Source organism: Paenibacillus soyae, assembly GCF_024623455.1.
GTDB lineage: Bacteria > Bacillota > Bacilli > Paenibacillales > Paenibacillaceae > Pristimantibacillus > Pristimantibacillus soyae.
The window spans coordinates 104,850-121,510 of record NZ_JANIPJ010000002.1 but is presented as its reverse complement, the minus strand read 5'-3'; the positions used below and the strand labels follow the sequence as shown (position 1 = coordinate 121,510).

The window sequence follows — 16,661 nt, the reverse complement described above, 5'->3', positions numbered from 1 at the left end:
AGCGGGAGGTTCGTGAAATGAATTTAGCGCAGAAGCTTGGATATTCGGAAGGGGACAAACTGCTGCTTGTGAACGCGGATGATTACGGGTTATGCCACTCCGTCAACCAAGCCGTAGAGTCCCTGCTGACGGAAGGAACGGTCAGCTCCGCGACGGTGATGATGCCATGCGGCTGGTCGAGCGAAGCCGCGTCGTGGAGCGCGAGCCATCCCGAATACGACGTCGGTGTGCATCTCACCTTCACTAGCGAATGGGACGCTTATAAGTGGGGACCCGTCACAAGCGACGGGGATGTGTCATCCCTTGTGGCGGAGACCGGTTATTTCCACAAAACCTCGCAGGAATTCGAAGAGAGAGCGGAATCCGTCCATGTGAAGCGGGAGCTTGTCAGCCAGATCGAGAGGGCGATCAAGCTGGGCATGAAGCCCACCCACGCGGACAATCATATGGGCAGCCTATACGGTCTTCGGACGGGCAAGCATTTTATGCCGGAAGTGTTGGACGTATGCGCTTCCTATGGCCTTCCGTTCCGCTTGCCGCGTTATCTGAATGCGGAGCAGGGAGTCGCGCCGAAGGAAATGGAGGAGCAGGCGAGAGCGATAGCGGCGCTTGCGGACGCCAAGGGCGTCGTCATTCTGGACTATTTGGTCGGCTTGCCGTTCCAGCTGCAAGAAGGCGAAAGCTACGATTCGTTCAAGTCCGATATGAAAGCGCTTCTGGGTAGCCTTAAGCCAGGCGTGACGGAGCTTATTATCCACCCGTCGATTGTAACGGACGAGCTTGAAGCCTTCCACTTTGAACCGGCGAAGCGGGGAATGGAATACGATATTTTCAGAGACCGGGATATTCAAGAAGAGTTGGGGAAGCAAGGCGTCAAGCTAATCCGCTGGAGAGAGCTTCAAGCTCTTCAGCGCCGTCAGCAAGCATAATCATACCAGCATGGGAGAAGGAGAAACGTCATGTCCTACCAATCGATCCAGTCGCTAGCGGAGCAGATGAAACGGAACATCGGCGAAGTGGTCGTCGGCAAAGAAGATATAATCGAGCTATTATTTATCGGGTTAATTACTTCGGGGCACGTTCTCTTGGAGGACGTGCCGGGCACGGGGAAGACAGTGCTCGCCAAATCGTTCGCCAAGTCGTTGTCGTTAACGTTCAAGAGGGTGCAATTCACGCCCGATTTGCTGCCATCCGATTTAAGCGGCATTCATTATTACAACCAAAAGCTAGGCGACTTCCAGTTCCGGCAAGGGCCGCTCTTCACGAACCTGCTGCTTGCCGACGAGATTAACCGCGCGACTCCGCGCACGCAATCCAGCCTGCTCGAAAGCATGGAGGAGAGACAGGTCACCATCGACGGCGAGACGAAGCCTCTCGGATTGCCGTTCATGGTCATCGCCACTCAAAATCCTGTCGAGCACCAGGGCACCTTCCCGCTGCCCGAAGCACAGCTCGACCGTTTCTTGTTCAAGATCAAGATGGGGTATCCGACGACCGAGGAAGGCCTGCGGCTGCTTAAACGGTTCAAGGATCGCGATCCTCTGGCCGAGCTTCAGCCGGTAGCGGGACCGGAGCAGCTCGAAGAGGCTAGGCGGTCCTATTCTTCCGTCCGCATATCGGACGACGTGCTTCGTTATCTGCTGGCGATCGTGGAAGGCACCAGGGGAAGAGACGACGTCGCGATCGGCGTCAGCCCCCGCGGCAGCCAGGCGTTGCTTCGCGCCTCGCAGGTTCATGCGATTATACGGGGCAGGGATTACGTGACCCCGGATGACGTGAAAGCGATGGCGACGCCGGTGCTGGCGCATCGTCTCGCGCTTAGGGGACTGACGCGCGCGCATGGACAAGCCGATAAAATCGTGGACGAAGTGATCCGGCAGACGGACGTTCCGGCGGAAGCCGACCTGACGCTTCGGTAGCGCCGCCATGTTTATATTCTGGCTGTTGCTGACAACGGTTGCCGTCTTGTATGGTCAAAGCCTGCTATTTAAGCGCTTGGTGTTCAAAAACTTAACCTATCGCAGGGAATTCCGCCGGAAAACATGCTTCCGCGGCGACGAGGTGGAGCTAGTCGAAACGCTAGAGAACAACAAGAGATTTCCTGTCCCTTGGCTGCGCGTAGAATCGCTGCTGTCCGCGAATTTGGGCTTTCGCAAGAGCGAAAATTTCGACGTCAGCAAAGGAAGCCTCTTTCAGAACCACCGAAGCTTCTTCAGCCTGGCAGGCTATACGCGAATTACCCGCACGCATCACCTGACGCCAACAAGGCGCGGCTGCTACAAGCTCGATACGGTCACCCTCACGGGGGGCGACTTGCTCGGCAACGCGCAGCGTCATATGCAGCTCCCGCTGCAGAGCGAGCTGATCGTCTATCCCAGACCAGCGGAAGTCCCGTTCCATGAGCTTCCATCCCGCAGCTGGCAAGGAGACTACTCGATTCGGCGGTTCATCGTGCCCGATCCATTCGTGATCGTCGGCGCGAGGGAATACCAAGCGGGGGATTCCATGAAGCAGGTGAACTGGAAGGCTAGCGCGCGAACGGGCGAGCTCATGGTTCATCAATATGATTTCACGGCGGATCGGTGCCTGATGGTCATCGTCAACGTGGAGGATGTTGAAGGCATGTGGAGAAGCGTCTCCAACGAGTCTCTCATCGAGAAGGGGATCGAATGGGCGGCCGGCGCGGCGGAAGCGGCGATCTCGCAGGGAATGGAGGTTGGCTTCGCGGCGAATATGCCGCTTCGAACCGAATCCGGCAGCGTCCGGATCGATGCGGACAGGGGGCATGAGCATTTATTGATGCTCTATGAAGCGATGGCAAGGCTTGAACTCGACCGGACGGAACCTATGTTATCGCTCCTCGAACGGGAGATTCGGATCGGCTACGCCAATCGCGATGTTCTCGTGATCTCGGCCTATTGGAATGAAGAGCTCGAAGCGGCGGCGCAAGCGCTGCGGCTCCTCGGGAATTCGGTGACGGCGTGGCAGCTGACCGAAGAGCGGGACGAACAGTCTCCGAACCGGAAGGAGAGAAGCGCATGACGAAAACAAAAGCTTTCGCCGTTACGCTGGCGAAGGGGTATGCGGAGCTCGCGTTCTATTTGCCTATTCTCCTGCTGGCCGTTTATCTTGCGGTGCCTTCCCGTTCGGCCGCGTTCGTCTGGCTGTTCACCTTGCCGGTCATCTATTTATTGCCGAATCTATTGCTCCGCCCGGATTCCCGCGTACGTCTTATCGTGCGGCTCATCCTGCAGGCGGGAGCCGGCTTCATCCATTTTGCCCTTGCAGCACTAGCTGCCGGCTCGACCGTCAACCTTCTTTCGCTCCTCGTCTGCGGAACTCTCGGCGCGATTTTCGCCGGCTTCGGCTTCGCGGGGTGGAGGGACGACTGGCGGAATTCCTTCCGCAGCATGCACATGATCGTTGGCGTAATCGCATATCTCGCTTGCCAGCCGATCAAGATGGCGGCTGAGGGCTTTGCGGATTATGCCGTATTTATAGATGTCGGAGCCGTTATCGCGCTCTCTCTGTTCGTCATAATAGCCAACGAGAGACATCTCTCGGCGGAGACCGTGGATACGCATCGGACGACTACCATGGCCGCCACGCGCCGTTTAAACCGGATGCTCGTCGCCGGAATTGCCGTTCTGGTCGCCTTCTTGCTTCTCTTCCGCCGGCTGAGAGAATGGCTGGAAGAGACGGTCCTGTCCTTCCTTCGATCGTTGTTCGGCCGGGGGAGCGATGAAGCTCCGTTGCCTGAACCGGAACAGCAGACTCCCTCTACGCCCGAGCTGCCGATGACCGAGCCGCCTGGCGAGCCTTCGGCGTTCATGAAGCTGCTTGAGCTCATCTTCCAGATCGGCGTGACGGTGCTTCTGGCCGCATTGGCGTTGGTTGTTCTTTATTTTGTATGCAAAAAAATCTATCGTTTGTTGCAACAAGCATTGGCTAAGCTTGCCGCCAGGCAAGGAGCCGGACAAGGCGAGGAGCAGGGCTTTACCGATGAAGTCGAAAGCTTAACGACGAAGGAAAGACGGAGCTGGGGCTTACGATTCAAGCCCCGGAACGCGAAGCTTGAACGGACGTCTTGGAACGAGCTGGGGACGAACGCGGAGCGCGCGAGGTTCTTATACCGCGAGTGGCTTCGGCAAGAAAGCAGCCGCGGGTATGAAACAAAGCCATACTTAAGCCCGCGCGAGACGGCGGAGGATATCGGTTCCGGAGCCGGAAGCAGCCCTGCCCATACAGCTGGTCTAGTCAGCCTATACGAGCTGGCCAGGTACGGGGAACGGGAGCCGTCGGATGAAGCGGTCGAGAAGCAGCGCCAGCTGCTGGAGCCCGAACGAAAAGGAAGGAAATAACGGATTAGGCCGTTTTTCCTTCCTCCGATTAGGTCCATTCGCAGAGGATAAACGGATTGCCCCGTTATTTCCTTCCGGAATCGAGCATATGCTGGGCGATTTTCCTTCCGTGGAAGCGTCCGGATTCGATAAAAATTTCGTTCGCTTCGTGCTTGGAGGCGACCACGCCGGCCAAGTAGATGCCCGGTACGTTCGTCTCCATCGTCTCTTCGTTGAAGGTCGGATAGCCTTCCGCTTCCATCGTGACGCCGGCAGAGGTAAGGAAGCCTCGGTCGGGATGAAAGCCGGTCAGGGCCAGTACAAAATCGTTGGCGATCGATTCGCAGCCTTGCTCGGTCTCCACAATGATGTGGCGGGGGTGGATTTCGGTCACGCGGGACGCGAATCTCATCGAGATTGAACCTTTGGCCACCTTGGCCTCGAAGGTTGGTCTCACCCATGATTTGATGCTGGAGGAATAATGGGCGCCCCGGTAAATGACGGTTACACGCGCTCCGACGCGTTCCAGCTCCAGCGCGGCGTCTATCGCGGAGTTGCTTCCCCCGATGATCGCGACCTCCATCCCGACATAAGGATGCGATTCGCGGAAGAAATGGCTTACTTTATCCATCTCTTCGCCAGGGATCCCCAGTACGTTCGGATGATCGAAATAGCCGGTCGCGATGATGACATGACGGCAGCGATACGTTCGAAGCTCGCCGAAGCGGTCAGTGCCTTCCAGCTCGAAGCCATTCTCATACCGATTGATGGCCGTAATGCCTACATAAGCCTCGACATGGACGTTATGCCGCTGCGCGGCTGTCCGATAATAATTCAGCGCCTCCAGCCGGGACGGCTTCACGTTCGCCGTGGTGAAGGGAATATCGCCGATCTCAAGCAGCTCGGGAGAGCTGAAAAAATGCATATAGGTAGGGTATTGCGAAATCGAGTGCACGATATTTCGTTTCTCGATGATGAGAGGAGTAATGCCGTTCCTCTGCAGCTCGATCGCCGCAGCCAAGCCGCACGGACCTCCTCCGATGATGATCGTATGTTGGATAGAATGATTTGTCATAAGAAGGGGTCCTCCCAAAAGTTAGAGGTTGTTCAAAAAGTCCACTTTCGATCACGAAGTAACCCAAGGAGCATACTCGACGTCGAATATTGAATTCAACCGGACCTTCCGGTGCTCACGTAGTTCCACTACGCTCCGCTCCTCAGTTCCTAGTTTCATCCAATCTTCTTGGTGCTAGAAACCGGACCTTTTGAACACGCACTAATAGATTCAAGCCATAATGACGATATTGTCATTGTACTAGAGGTGGCGGCCGGCGCGCAAACATGGGCGAAGGTGATCTTGTACGGCTAGAGGATTATTGTATAATAGGGTGAAGCGCCACTTTATAATTTGTTGGAGTCAGGGGGAGAGACCATGCGTCGACGGTTTGTAATTGAAGCGGTGATGGTGGCATCGTATGGACATCTGCTCGTGCCAAGTCGTCCTGTCGATTACGTCGTGCCTTATTCGTCTATCGCGGAGCTCTACGATATGAGAGACAGCTCGGATCCGGTCATGGATAATCCGGAAGACGACGGACACGTCAAACAGAAAATAAATGAACTGATCCAGTTTTTCGAGGATTCCTTGAACCGGAAGAAAATCGAAAAAGCGCTCCAAGTGCCGTGGCGCGAAAGCTCGCCGCTTCTCCTGGACGAAACTATACAGTTTACGGTTGTTCATGCGATCGACAACGCGGAATACGGGGAGCGGTTCGACCCGATCGAGACGGAGCTGCTCGTAACGGCCATGAAGCTCGACATTCCGTTATTGTCCGATCAATTCGAATTTATGGATAAGCTTATCGAAGCGGAAGTGCCGGTTCAAGTGTTCGATATCGAGGATTTCGAATTCGCTCTCGAATCGGAGTTCACATCGGCGGATATGGAAGTGTAGACAAAGAAGAAGGCAAGCGGACAACGGGTTAATCCCGTTCATCCGTCTTGCCTTCTTTATTTCTGCGGTCGATGGCTTCGGCCATCGTTTTGTCGGTGAGATGCGCATAGATCTGCGTCGTCTCGGGCGACGCGTGGCCAAGCTGCTCTTGCGTCTTGTAAATGTCGTTCTGCAAGTAATAATCGGTAGCGAACGAGTGCCGAAGCTTATGAACCGACAGATAAGGCTTGCCGAAGCGTTTGGCGTATTTGATCACCATGGCTTGAATCGCCCGTTTGGTCATGCGGGAGCCTTCGTTTTTGCCGTTGGCGATGGCGAGGAACAGCGCTTTCTCGCGTCTGGGCGCTTTGTACCGCATCTCGCGCAATCCGAGATAGTTGTTCAAATCGTCTATCGCGTCATGCCGGAAATAGACGGGCGTTTTGAACGTATCGTCGTTTTTGCCCTTGCGGTAGACATAACACAGCTTCTTCTTCAGATCGATATCTTCCACGTTCAGATTAACGAGCTCCGATACCCGAAGACCAGAATGAAGAATGAAGCTGATGATGCAGGCATCCCGGATTTTATTAAGCTCGTAAGCGTACATCGCCTGCTTGTTGCCGGCGAGCTCTTCTCCGTAATAGACCTTTACATAAGCCAGGAACTCCGAGATCTCTTCTTCCTGCAGCAGCTTGCCTTCCAGCTTGGCCGCCGTGTCCTTCGGTTTGTGCGTGCGCTTGATTGAAACCTTGGCCATCACGTTCCGCTTCAATAAAGGATAGAAATCGTCATCCTCCGCGATTTGGCTCAAGTAATGGAAGAGCGAGCGGAGGGAGGACAGCTTCCTCGAAATCGTGGTCCGATTGTTGCGTTCGGGCTTGTAGGTCGATAGGAACATGCGGTAATTGTCGATGCTCTCCATCTTCAGCACCTCCAGCTCCCCGAGCTGTACTTCCTTGAGCGTACCGGCGGAGGACAAGCCTTCGCTCATCATCCATTTCAGAAAGGTTTCATAGTCCCTTATGTATTCAACCAGGGAAGAAGGGGACAAATCCGGCAGCTTATAATGAATGAATTGCTCAATATACCAAGGCATGGCGGGCAGTTTGGCATCCAGCTCTTCTCGATCTTTCATCTTAATAATATTCATTCGTTTCGCCCCTTACCGCGTATATCCATTATTTTATCAACGCCAGGGATTTTGGACAATAGCATGCTTTTTAGGATGTACATATGTAATTAATCGATTATTATTCATAATTCTCATCATTGTTTGGTAAGTATATGTAATTTATATAATACTATTAAATTGGATGTGGATGTATGTTACACTCTTTCACAACGAAGGCGACGGAATAATTGAAAAATAATCATCCATGTTGAATATATAATCGTTTGCCTGATTAAGGAGGAATACACAATGAAGAAGAAATGGATTACGTTGACCATAGCAGCTGCAATTCTCACCTCGACCGCTGCCGGCGCGACAGCGCAGACGGCGCATGCCGCCGAGCCGGAGACGATCCGTTACGGTTCCATAAGCCGGGACGTGCCGGATTTGCAATACCGCCTGAAGACGCTTGGTTACTTCGAAACGGGCGTCACAAGTTATTTCGGGTCGGCGACGCAGCAGTCCCTGGTCCAATTCCAGAAAGATTACGGAATAGCGGCCGACGGCATTGCGGGACGTCAAACTTGGGCGATGCTGAAGAAAGTGTCCGTCAACAAAGCGGAGCTTGACATGCTGGCGAAGATCATTCATGCGGAAGCCCGCGGCGAATCTTATAAAGGGAAGGTAGCGGTGGGAGCGGTAGTCATGAACCGGCTGGCATCCTCCAATTTCCCGGATTCGGTGAAAGCGATCATTGAAGAGCGCAACGCCTTCACCGCGGTTGCCGACGGACAGTATGGGCTGACTCCAGACAAAGAAGCTTATTTTGCCGCACTGGATGCGGTTCGGGGCTATGACCCGACGAATGGCGCCTTATATTACTTTAACCCGGAGACGGCTACATCGTCCTGGATCTGGTCGAGACAGCAGACGACGAAGATCGGACGCCACATCTTCGCGGTTTAACGGGAAAGCTCCGTCTTCTTACTGAAGACGGAGTTTTTGTATATCCGGACATGTAGAATCGTTCTTTGCCGGCAGACGTGGTATAATAAGGACCGATAAACAGTCGAGAGGGAGGTTAAGCTATGAAGGTCGAAATTTGGTCGGATTTTGTATGCCCGTTCTGTTACATAGGCAAGCGGCGGCTGGAAGAAGCGCTTGCCGGTTTCGAACATAAAGAGCAAGTGGTCATCGAATATAAAAGCTTCGAGCTCGACCCGAACGCGGATTCCGAAGCAAGAATGCACACGCATGAAATGCTCGCGAGCAAATACGGCATGAGCGTGGAGCAAGCGAAAGCATCCGGCCAAAGCGTTGCCGGACAGGCGGCGGCTGCCGGATTGGAGTTCCGATTCGAGAATCAATACGTCCAAAATACGTTCGACGCGCACCGGCTCGCGCAATTTGCGGCGGTAAGCGGTCGCGGCGCAGAGATGGCCGAAAGATTATTCCGCGCGTATTTTACGGACAATGACCTGATCGGCAATAAGGAAGTTTTGGCGCGGCTTGCAGAAGAGGTCGGCCTTGACGCCGGACAAGTCTCCGAGCTGCTCGGATCCGAACAATTCGCGGATGTGGTCCGCCAGCAGGAATCTGAGGGCAGCCAGCTTGGCATTCGCGGCGTGCCGTTTTTTGTGATCGACCGCAAATACGGTATTTCCGGTGCTCAATCGCCGGCCGTGTTTTTGGACACGCTTCAGAAGGCATGGACGGAGAAATACCCGGAGCTTGTACAGGTTCAAGGAGCCGATGACGCGGCCTGCGCGGACGGCTATTGTGCTGCGCCGGGTGCCGACGGAGACAAGAAATAATAGAGGAACGAGATGGGGAGGAACGGTTGTGCCAAGAGAGCTGTTAGTTTTTACCGGGGCTTACGCGGAAGAGTCCGATAAAGGGATCTGCGTGTACCGAATGAACGAAGAGAGCGGTCAGCTTACCGAAATTCATCATGTGACCGGACTCAAGAATCCGACCTTCATTCACGTGGACCCCGATCATAAACGACTCTACGCCATCTCCGAAGGCGTAAACGACGAGGGGAAAAAAATCGGAGAGGCTGCCGCATTCCGGATCGGGGAGGACGGTTATTCGCTTACTCTGATCAATAAGAAGGTTACGGTGCAGTCCACGACCTGTCACATTCAGAAAGACGCGAATAACCGTTTCCTGACCGTGACAAGCTATCATGGCGGCATGATCGGGTTGCTTGACCTGGATGCCGAAGGCGGCATAGGCAAGCTGCTTGACGTGAAGCAGCATGAAGGAAGCAGCGTCCATCCGAACCAAGACCGGCCGCATCCGCATTCCAGCTTCTACAGCCCCGACGGTCAATATTTATTCGTGCAGGATATGGGCCTCGATCTTATCGTGACCTATAAGCTGGACGCGGAAGCGGGCAAGCTTATCCTTCACGATCAGACGAAGCTGCAGCCGGGAGCGGGTCCGCGGCATTTGGCGCTTCATCCGACGGGACAATACGCGTATGTCATTAACGAATTGGATTCGACGGTCACCGCGTTCGGCTTTAACGCGGCGGAAGGCAAGCTTACGGCGTTCCAGACCATCAGCACGCTGCCGTCCGATTATAAAGGAGATAACGGCTGCGCCGAAATCGCCATGTCTCCCGACGGACGCTTCCTGTACGGCTCGAATCGAGGCCATGACAGCATTGTTGTCTACGCGGTCGATGCCGGCACGGGACAATTGACGACCATCCAACACATGTCGGTCGGCGGCGGTCATCCTAGACATTTTGCGCTGACGCCGGAAGGTCAATACTTGATTGCAGCCAATCGTGACACGAATAACCTCGTAACGTTCCGGGTTGACCGGAATGAAGGAACGCTCGCGCCGACAGGTCACGAAGCGGAAGCTTCGAAGCCGGTTTGCGTCATTCCTCTATACGTATAGCTTACAAATGAAAGGACTAATCCATACGTGACTTCAAGCGACGACGCAAAAGATAATTTAAAGCCGACAAAAATTTGGAAATGCAAAAACGCGGAGTGCAAGGCCTGGGTCAGAGATGAATTCGCCGCCGCAACCGAGCAGCAATGTCCCATCTGCAAAGGTCCCATGCACCGAAGCATGAGACATTTGCCGCCCGTTCAAAAGAAAGCGAAGTCTCAGCCGCGCAAGCCCAAATCGTTATTCTAATTCAACGCCAAAAGGCTGCTAACCGTAACGCGATTCGCGACGGTAAGCAGCCTTTTTCATGTCCCGAAGGACGGTTCTATTTAACTAGCTTAAGTCCGATCACGGCTCCGAGCACGAGCACGATAAAAAATAAACGGAGGAAGCTCTTCGACTCCTTGAAAAACACGATGCCGATAATCGCGCTGCCTACCGTGCCGATGCCGGTCCATACCGCGTATGCCGTTCCCATCGCCAGGTGCTCCATGCTCAGAGATAGGAGAATGAAGCTGGTGAGAAATCCGCCGCCCAGCATAAGAAAGTTAAGAAATGAGGCCTTCTCGTTAAAACGGGCCATCCCCGCGACGCCTACGACTTCGAATAAACCGGCCAAAACGACAAAAAACCAGCTCATTGCTTCTCACCGCCTTGTTGTTGTAAGTCCCTTTTCGACTCCGATTCTGACGTCACAAGCTTCAACCCTAGAATGCCGATCAACAGTATGGCGATCAGCAGCACTTTGGTCCAGCTGAAAGGCTCGCGGAATACGGTCATCTCCACAATGACGGTGCCTGCTGTACCCAGACCGACAAAGACGGCATACGCCGTGCTTGTCGGCAGCTTCTTGGCCGAATACAACAGCAACGCGAAGCTTATGATAATCGCCGCAATCGTAACCGACCAGAAGATGGGATTATCCGCATGCTTCAATCCGGAGACCCAGGTCACCTCGAAAGCGGCTGCCGCTAGGATCAGCAGCCAATATTTGTTCTGGCTGGATGTCAAATCTATACTCTCCTTCTCTGCACGGTTTGGAAGGACGCAAATAAAAAAGCCCTGGAAGCATCTGATGATGATCTCCCGGGCTTTTGTCCCTCCGTGTGTCCGCGGCTTCATGCCGCGTGCCTTCCCTCGGACCAGACCGGCAATCGCCGCGGAACCCTAGAAGACCGTTCTTATTCAATTCGTTTGATTATAGTACACATTCGAGATCAGGGTCAAGTGCAATGCGGGCCCGACTATGGTAGGATAGGATGGTAGAACATTGGAGGTATGAAAGGCTGGCGAGCGGAATGGTTAGGAATGAAGCGGAGAAACGAGAATCGATCCTTCTCATTGACGGCGTCTGTCATCTATGCCAGAATATCACCCGTTACGTTGTGAAGCATGACCAGAAACGGCGCTTCTCCTTCGCGGCCCTGCAGTCTGCCGCAGGCAAGAGGCTGTTATCCCAGGGCGGATTTAGCGAAGCCGACTGGGATTCGTTCATTCTTATAGAGAACGGCCGGTATTACACGAAGTCAGGGGCCGCCCTGCGCGTCATGAAAGGGCTTGGAGGCTGGAGAAGCGCCTTGTACGGCTTAATCGTCATCCCATCGCCAATCCGGGATGCGGCTTATCGCTTCATCGCGAAAAACCGATACCGGTGGTTCGGACGTTCCGACGTCTGCCTGATGCCCACCCCGGATATCATGTCCCGATTCCTGAAGGACGGGATGGGCAGTCATCCATGAATTCATCCTATTTGGAGCGTTGACCAATGAAAAGGTTTAAAAAGTTTTATATCGAAACCACGAGCATATGCAATTTATCCTGTTATTTTTGCCCTCCGACCCAGCGGGCCAAAGGTTTCGTGTCGATAGACGATTTCACCAAAACGCTGGATCAGATCAAGCCGTTCACCGACTATATCTATTTCCACGTCAAAGGCGAACCGCTGCTTCATCCGAAGATCGACCAGCTGCTCGATATCGCTCACGAGAAGGGCTTTAAGGTCAACATTACGACGAACGGAACCTTAATTACGAAAAACAGACGGAAGCTGCTCGGCAAGCCGGCGCTCCGGCAGATCAATTTCTCGCTGCACAGCTTTGACGGGCATCCCGGTTCGCAGGATAAGGCGGGATACTTGGCCGAAATTCTCGACTTCGTGAAGGAAGCGACGGCAAGCAGCGACGTGATCATTTCTTATCGTCTATGGAATCTGGAGATGGATAACGACGTCAATCAGAAGAAAGAAAAAAACCGCGAGTTGCTCGCGATGATCGAAGCGGCCTACGGCTTGGATTACAAGATCGAAGAGAAGTTCAAGCCGGGGACCGGCGTGAAAATCGCGGAGCGAATTTACTTGAATCAAGATCCGGAGTTTAAGTGGCCCGACCTGAAGGAGCCCGAGGATGACGGAAGAGGCTTCTGTCACGCGCTTCGCAATCAGGCGGGCGTTCTTATCGACGGCACGGTTATTCCTTGCTGTCTTGATGGGGAAGGGGTGCTGAACCTCGGTAATATCCACGAGAAGCCGTTCGCCGAAATCGTCGACGGAGAACGGGCGACCCGCATCTACGACGGCTTCTCCCGAAGGGAAGCCGTCGAGGAGCTTTGCCGCAAGTGCGGTTATCGTCAGCGCTTCGGCACATAGAGGCGGACATGGGATTCATAGATGCCCGAACGTCCCGATACGAGGCAGCTGATCAGACAAGCCGCCGCCAAATAAAGGAAGCCGTCGATGCCGAACAGCTCGAGACCGAGCGCCGCGCAGGCAATCGGCGTTTTGGAGGCGGCGCCAAAGACCGCGGCTAGCCCCAGAGCCGCAAGGAATGGCGCGGGCATGGACAGGAAGCCGGATAACGCGCTTCCGAGCGTCGAGCCGATGACGAATAGAGGCGTAACTTCCCCGCCGAGAAATCCGGATCCCAGCGTGACGGCAGTGAACAAAGTCTTGAGCAGGAATACGGACGGCGCCAGCGGCTCCTGGAAAGCTTGTTCGATCAATGGAAGGCTTAGTCCCAAATAATCGCGGCTTCCCGTGACCCATACGAGACCGATCACGATAAGTCCGCCCACAAAGCTGCGCAGAGCAGGGTGCTTCACTCTCTCGGCGAACAGCTTTTTGAGCATGCTTGTCGAACGAACGAACAGCATGGCGGCCAGACCGAACGCGACGGACGCGGCGCACACCTTCAAGAGTACAATCGCATCGAAGCCGGGAACGGGACCTATATCATAATGCGAATGCCGGGCCCCCCATGCCAGTGTGACGTAATGGCCGGCGTATCCGGCGACGAGACAGGGAAGCAAGGCCTCAAGGCGCGACTTGCGGTTGGCCCCGGCCTCGATAGCGAACAGCGCACCCGCCAGCGGGGTGCCGAAGACGGAGCCGAAGCCGGCGCTAATGCCGCAGAGCGCGAGGAAGCGGCGGTTGTCGGGAGCTGGCTTGAACAGAGTGCCGAGTCCGGAAGCTAAACTCCCGCCCATCTGGACCGCCGTCCCTTCGCGACCGGCCGAGCCGCCGAACAAATGGGTGACCAGCGTACCGAACAGGACGAGCGGAGCCATGCGAAGCGGGATCCTGCCGTCGCCGCTATGCGCTTGTTCCAGTACGAGGTTATTGCCGCGCGACGTTTCTTTCCCGTATTTGGCGTAAACTGCGCTCACAAGAGCGCCCCCGAAAGGAAGAAGCCATAATAGCCATAAATGCGAGGTCTGCAAGCGGGTTACATAGGCTAGGCTTATAAGAAAAAACGCCGATGCCGAGCCAGCGGCCGCGCCTGCTAGCAGCGCGGCCGCCGAACGGATCAGCATCAGCTTTATCTTCTCCCGCATTAGGATTGGCCTGCCAATATTTGCTGGCGGCGCGCATCGCGTTCCTCCGGCAGCATTTGCGGACAGTTATAGCATTTCTCGCCGTTCTCTCTGCGGTCATACATGCAGCAGGAGGATCGCAGGATGTAGGTACCGTTCGGCGGAGACCAAGGATTATCGATATAACGGGGTTTGTGGACGTATGGATTGCGTCTGCGGCCGAACAACTCGGCGGGAAGCGCTTCGATATATCGGAAATCGGCCTCTACTTGATCGGGTAATCCCGGGATATCGAGGTCTTGCCTGATATAGCCGAATACCGAATGAATCTGAGCCCCGAATTGGTTCCATATAAGATCCGGCTTGACCCCGCCGGCTTCGGCGATCGCCTCGATGCCGGGAATGGCGGTCTCTTGGATAAATTCCGTCCACAGCTCCTTAAGAGCCGCTTCCCGCAGCGCGGGCTGTTCGGGAACCGGGACCGCGTCCAGCTCGGCAATACGGTAGCCGATATGCACATGATCATGATGCCATTCGAGCTGCAGGGTCAGCTTGTCAAGCGGAAGGCGGAGAAAGACGTTGTTCTGCGCGGTGAACAGCATGTTCATCAGGCCGAGGTTAAAGAAGGTGACGCCGGTGAACGAAGAAGGCAATTCCATGCTAGTCGCTTTCCAGAGCCTGCCAACTTCCTTGAGCGTTTCGACCGCTTTGGGACGTTCGAGCAGCCGGGTTGCAGGCAGCTCGTATAAGGGTTCGTCCGCGCCTTCCGGAGAAATGTGGTAATACGTTTTGATCAACGTGAAATCAAGCTCCTGTGACATAGGAAGCCTCCTCCGATTATGTGAAAATGATTATCAATGAATGGCTAGAGTCATTATAGAGCCGGAGGGAGATTATTGTCAATTTGCAAAAACCCGCAGCTCTTGCCCAAGCGGCAGAAGCTGCGGGTGGTTATCCACCGCGAACCGTAGTGTTTATGTTATGCGCGCTGCCACGTGACCTCGCCGTTATCGTCCAGAATGCCTAAAGTGACGTCCGAAACATCGTAATCTTTGAGAAGCGCTTCGGTAATCCGGTCTTTAATTGCGGTCGCTTCGGCCAAGGTAAGGTTCTTCTTCAGCTCGATGTAGGCTTCGACATGATAACGGCGTCCTTCCTGAACGATCCGCATCTTCTGGATATCCGTCACTTCCGGGATGCCGAAAATGATTTGCCCGATCCTGTCCTCTACGTCCTTTGGAGCGGCAACGCCGATTAGTCCGACCATATTGTCGTAACCGACCTTATAAGCAACGCCGATCATTAGAAACGAGATGAGAATCGTGGCGATACCGTCCATTAGCTTGAAGCTTGTGAACTCGGCCAGAATAACGGCGACAAGCGCGAACACTTGACCGAGAGTCGCGACCACGTCCTCGTAGAACACGAGTCTCGTCGGAGGGGCTGCCCTTCCCGCATTTCGTATAGCCGAAGAGATGATGCCGATGCCCTTGGCGTCCGATCGCGTCTCCTTCACAATCTCCTTCATCGCTTTGATCAAGATGGATCCATCGATTACGATCGCGACGAGGAGAACGCCAAAGTTGAGCCAAAAGTTGCTGGCGTCCTCGGGATGCTTGAGAAGCTTGATTCCTTTATGGAACGTCTCGTATGCCATGATCGTGACGACGATAACCGCGATCATGCAGAAGAGATTGACGACTCGCCCGAAGCCGGTAGGGAACCGTTTCGTCGGCTGTCGCTCCGCTAGCACGCTTCCGACAAAGACGAACCCTTGATTAACGGCGTCCGCAACGGAATGCATGGCGGACGCGAACATGGTGCCGCTTCCGCTGACCGAAGCGGCGATCGCCTTAATGACGGCAAGGCCGGTATTGCCCAGAGCCGCGGTTGCCGAAGAGGTATTGCCTTTCTTGACTAGCGCCCAGAAGTTGCTCATCGCTTCTTCCATTCCTCCCTTGTAAAACCCTTTGTGTCATTATATTCCTCTAATTGGAGGACTTTCATGCAAAAAAGGTTAGGACGCCGGCGCCTCGAATGCCGCCGACTTTTGGCATTTTACGGCGAAGCCTTTATAATGAAAGAGGAATTCAAGAAGGGAGTGGCAGATGGCCATGCTAACTAGAGGAAGAGTGCAGAACAGAGAACAGCGGGAAGAGGCTTATCGCATCCGAACGGAAGTATTCGTGAACGAACAAGGCGTGTCGCCGGACATCGAGATCGACGAGCATGAGGAAGTTGCAACGCACGTCTTGGTGTATTATGATGGACAACCGGTTGGCGCCGGCAGGGTGCGGGAAGTGGAGGGGGTCGCCAAGCTCGAGCGTATCTGCGTGCTTGCGCCGTTCCGCAAGCATAAGGCGGGAGCCGCCATCATGGCCGAGCTGGAGGAGGTCGCCAAGGAATGGGGCCTGTCGAAAGCGAAGCTCCATGCCCAGACGCATGCGGCGGGCTTCTACGGCAAGCTGGGATACGCGGTCGATTCCGACGAATTCATGGAGGACGGCATTCCGCATGTCCGGATGATCAAGAAGCTGGGCTAGCGTCAAGCATCATC

General features: G+C 54.6%; 19 protein-coding genes and 1 riboswitch. Of the genes, 12 read left to right on the top strand and 7 right to left on the bottom strand.

The window, feature by feature from the left end; genetic code table 11:
- Window positions 1–17 precede the first annotated feature (17 nt).
- The 4 genes from NQZ67_RS03040 to NQZ67_RS03025 are packed head-to-tail and all read left to right on the top strand — an operon-like array spanning window position 18 to window position 4,361.
- Window positions 18–929 (top strand): polysaccharide deacetylase family protein, encoded by a 912-nt coding sequence (locus NQZ67_RS03040; protein ID WP_257442646.1) that lies wholly within the window; start codon window positions 18–20, stop codon window positions 927–929.
- Between the two features lie 30 nt (window positions 930–959).
- A complete protein-coding gene (locus NQZ67_RS03035; RefSeq protein ID WP_257442645.1) occupies window positions 960–1,919 on the top strand; it encodes an AAA family ATPase in 960 nt (319 codons plus the stop codon).
- 7 nt (window positions 1,920–1,926) lie between these two features.
- Window positions 1,927–3,042 (top strand): DUF58 domain-containing protein, encoded by a 1,116-nt coding sequence (locus tag NQZ67_RS03030; RefSeq protein WP_257442644.1) that lies wholly within the window; start codon window positions 1,927–1,929, stop codon window positions 3,040–3,042.
- Window positions 3,039–4,361 carry a DUF4129 domain-containing protein gene (locus NQZ67_RS03025; protein WP_257442643.1) on the top strand — a complete coding sequence of 441 codons (1,323 nt, stop codon included), beginning with the start codon at window positions 3,039–3,041 and terminating at the stop codon, window positions 4,359–4,361. The genes NQZ67_RS03030 and NQZ67_RS03025 overlap by 4 nt, the downstream gene beginning before the upstream one ends.
- Window positions 4,362–4,425: 64 nt before the next feature.
- Here NQZ67_RS03025 and NQZ67_RS03020 read toward each other — a convergent pair whose 3' ends face one another.
- The gene (locus NQZ67_RS03020; RefSeq protein WP_257442641.1) at window positions 4,426–5,415 is read right to left on the bottom strand and encodes a YpdA family putative bacillithiol disulfide reductase; all 990 of its coding nucleotides are present in this window, start codon (window positions 5,413–5,415) and stop codon (window positions 4,426–4,428) included.
- Between the two features lie 357 nt (window positions 5,416–5,772).
- Between NQZ67_RS03020 and NQZ67_RS03015 the strand changes: the two genes are divergently transcribed.
- Window positions 5,773–6,294 carry an ADP-heptose synthase gene (locus tag NQZ67_RS03015; RefSeq protein ID WP_257442640.1) on the top strand — a complete coding sequence of 174 codons (522 nt, stop codon included), beginning with the start codon at window positions 5,773–5,775 and terminating at the stop codon, window positions 6,292–6,294.
- Between the two features lie 28 nt (window positions 6,295–6,322).
- On the opposite strand, the gene xerS is transcribed toward NQZ67_RS03015, so the two are convergent.
- A complete protein-coding gene (gene xerS / locus NQZ67_RS03010; RefSeq protein ID WP_257442638.1) occupies window positions 6,323–7,426 on the bottom strand; it encodes a tyrosine recombinase XerS in 1,104 nt (367 codons plus the stop codon).
- A gap of 270 nt (window positions 7,427–7,696) precedes the next feature.
- Here xerS and NQZ67_RS03005 point away from each other — a divergent pair, with 270 nt between their 5' ends.
- The 4 genes from NQZ67_RS03005 to NQZ67_RS02990 all read left to right on the top strand — a co-directional run bounded on the left by NQZ67_RS03005 (window position 7,697) and on the right by NQZ67_RS02990 (window position 10,546).
- The gene (locus NQZ67_RS03005) at window positions 7,697–8,353 is read left to right on the top strand and encodes a cell wall hydrolase (RefSeq protein ID WP_257442637.1); all 657 of its coding nucleotides are present in this window, start codon (window positions 7,697–7,699) and stop codon (window positions 8,351–8,353) included.
- 122 nt (window positions 8,354–8,475) lie between these two features.
- Window positions 8,476–9,201: a DsbA family oxidoreductase gene (locus NQZ67_RS03000; RefSeq protein WP_257442635.1), complete on the top strand. Its 726-nt coding sequence runs from the start codon at window positions 8,476–8,478 to the stop codon at window positions 9,199–9,201.
- 28 nt (window positions 9,202–9,229) lie between these two features.
- Window positions 9,230–10,300, top strand: coding sequence for a lactonase family protein (locus NQZ67_RS02995; RefSeq protein WP_257442634.1), 1,071 nt, complete (start codon window positions 9,230–9,232; stop codon window positions 10,298–10,300).
- A 27-nt stretch (window positions 10,301–10,327) separates the two neighbouring features.
- Window positions 10,328–10,546 carry a cold-inducible protein YdjO-related protein gene (locus tag NQZ67_RS02990; RefSeq protein WP_257442633.1) on the top strand — a complete coding sequence of 73 codons (219 nt, stop codon included), beginning with the start codon at window positions 10,328–10,330 and terminating at the stop codon, window positions 10,544–10,546.
- Window positions 10,547–10,622: 76 nt separating this feature from the next.
- On the opposite strand, the gene NQZ67_RS02985 is transcribed toward NQZ67_RS02990, so the two are convergent.
- Window positions 10,623–10,937 carry a DMT family transporter gene (locus tag NQZ67_RS02985; RefSeq protein WP_257442631.1) on the bottom strand — a complete coding sequence of 105 codons (315 nt, stop codon included), beginning with the start codon at window positions 10,935–10,937 and terminating at the stop codon, window positions 10,623–10,625.
- The gene (locus tag NQZ67_RS02980; protein ID WP_257442628.1) at window positions 10,934–11,308 is read right to left on the bottom strand and encodes a DMT family transporter; all 375 of its coding nucleotides are present in this window, start codon (window positions 11,306–11,308) and stop codon (window positions 10,934–10,936) included. Before NQZ67_RS02980 ends, NQZ67_RS02985 begins: the two co-directional genes overlap by 4 nt.
- 70 nt (window positions 11,309–11,378) lie before the next feature.
- Window positions 11,379–11,479, bottom strand: a riboswitch (guanidine-I (ykkC/yxkD leader).
- A gap of 116 nt (window positions 11,480–11,595) precedes the next feature.
- Here NQZ67_RS02980 and NQZ67_RS02975 point away from each other — a divergent pair.
- Together NQZ67_RS02975 and NQZ67_RS02970 are read left to right on the top strand one after the other, a co-directional pair.
- Window positions 11,596–12,036 (top strand): thiol-disulfide oxidoreductase DCC family protein, encoded by a 441-nt coding sequence (locus NQZ67_RS02975; RefSeq protein ID WP_257442626.1) that lies wholly within the window; start codon window positions 11,596–11,598, stop codon window positions 12,034–12,036.
- A gap of 26 nt (window positions 12,037–12,062) precedes the next feature.
- Complete coding sequence (locus NQZ67_RS02970; protein ID WP_257442623.1) at window positions 12,063–12,941, top strand: radical SAM/SPASM domain-containing protein; 879 nt, start codon at window positions 12,063–12,065, stop codon at window positions 12,939–12,941.
- Here the strand turns inward: NQZ67_RS02970 and NQZ67_RS02965 are convergent.
- From NQZ67_RS02965 to NQZ67_RS02955, 3 genes are all read right to left on the bottom strand, one after another.
- Complete coding sequence (locus tag NQZ67_RS02965) at window positions 12,923–14,125, bottom strand: chloride channel protein (protein WP_257442621.1); 1,203 nt, start codon at window positions 14,123–14,125, stop codon at window positions 12,923–12,925. The genes NQZ67_RS02970 and NQZ67_RS02965 overlap by 19 nt on opposite strands.
- Window positions 14,125–14,925, bottom strand: coding sequence for a (2Fe-2S)-binding protein (locus NQZ67_RS02960; protein ID WP_257442619.1), 801 nt, complete (start codon window positions 14,923–14,925; stop codon window positions 14,125–14,127). Before NQZ67_RS02960 ends, NQZ67_RS02965 begins: the two co-directional genes overlap by 1 nt.
- Before the next feature lie 158 nt (window positions 14,926–15,083).
- Window positions 15,084–16,043 carry a cation diffusion facilitator family transporter gene (locus NQZ67_RS02955; protein WP_257443352.1) on the bottom strand — a complete coding sequence of 320 codons (960 nt, stop codon included), beginning with the start codon at window positions 16,041–16,043 and terminating at the stop codon, window positions 15,084–15,086.
- A gap of 169 nt (window positions 16,044–16,212) precedes the next feature.
- On the opposite strand from NQZ67_RS02955, the gene NQZ67_RS02950 reads away from it, so the two are divergent.
- Window positions 16,213–16,647 carry a GNAT family N-acetyltransferase gene (locus NQZ67_RS02950; protein ID WP_257442617.1) on the top strand — a complete coding sequence of 145 codons (435 nt, stop codon included), beginning with the start codon at window positions 16,213–16,215 and terminating at the stop codon, window positions 16,645–16,647.
- The last annotated feature ends 14 nt before the right edge of the window (window positions 16,648–16,661 follow it).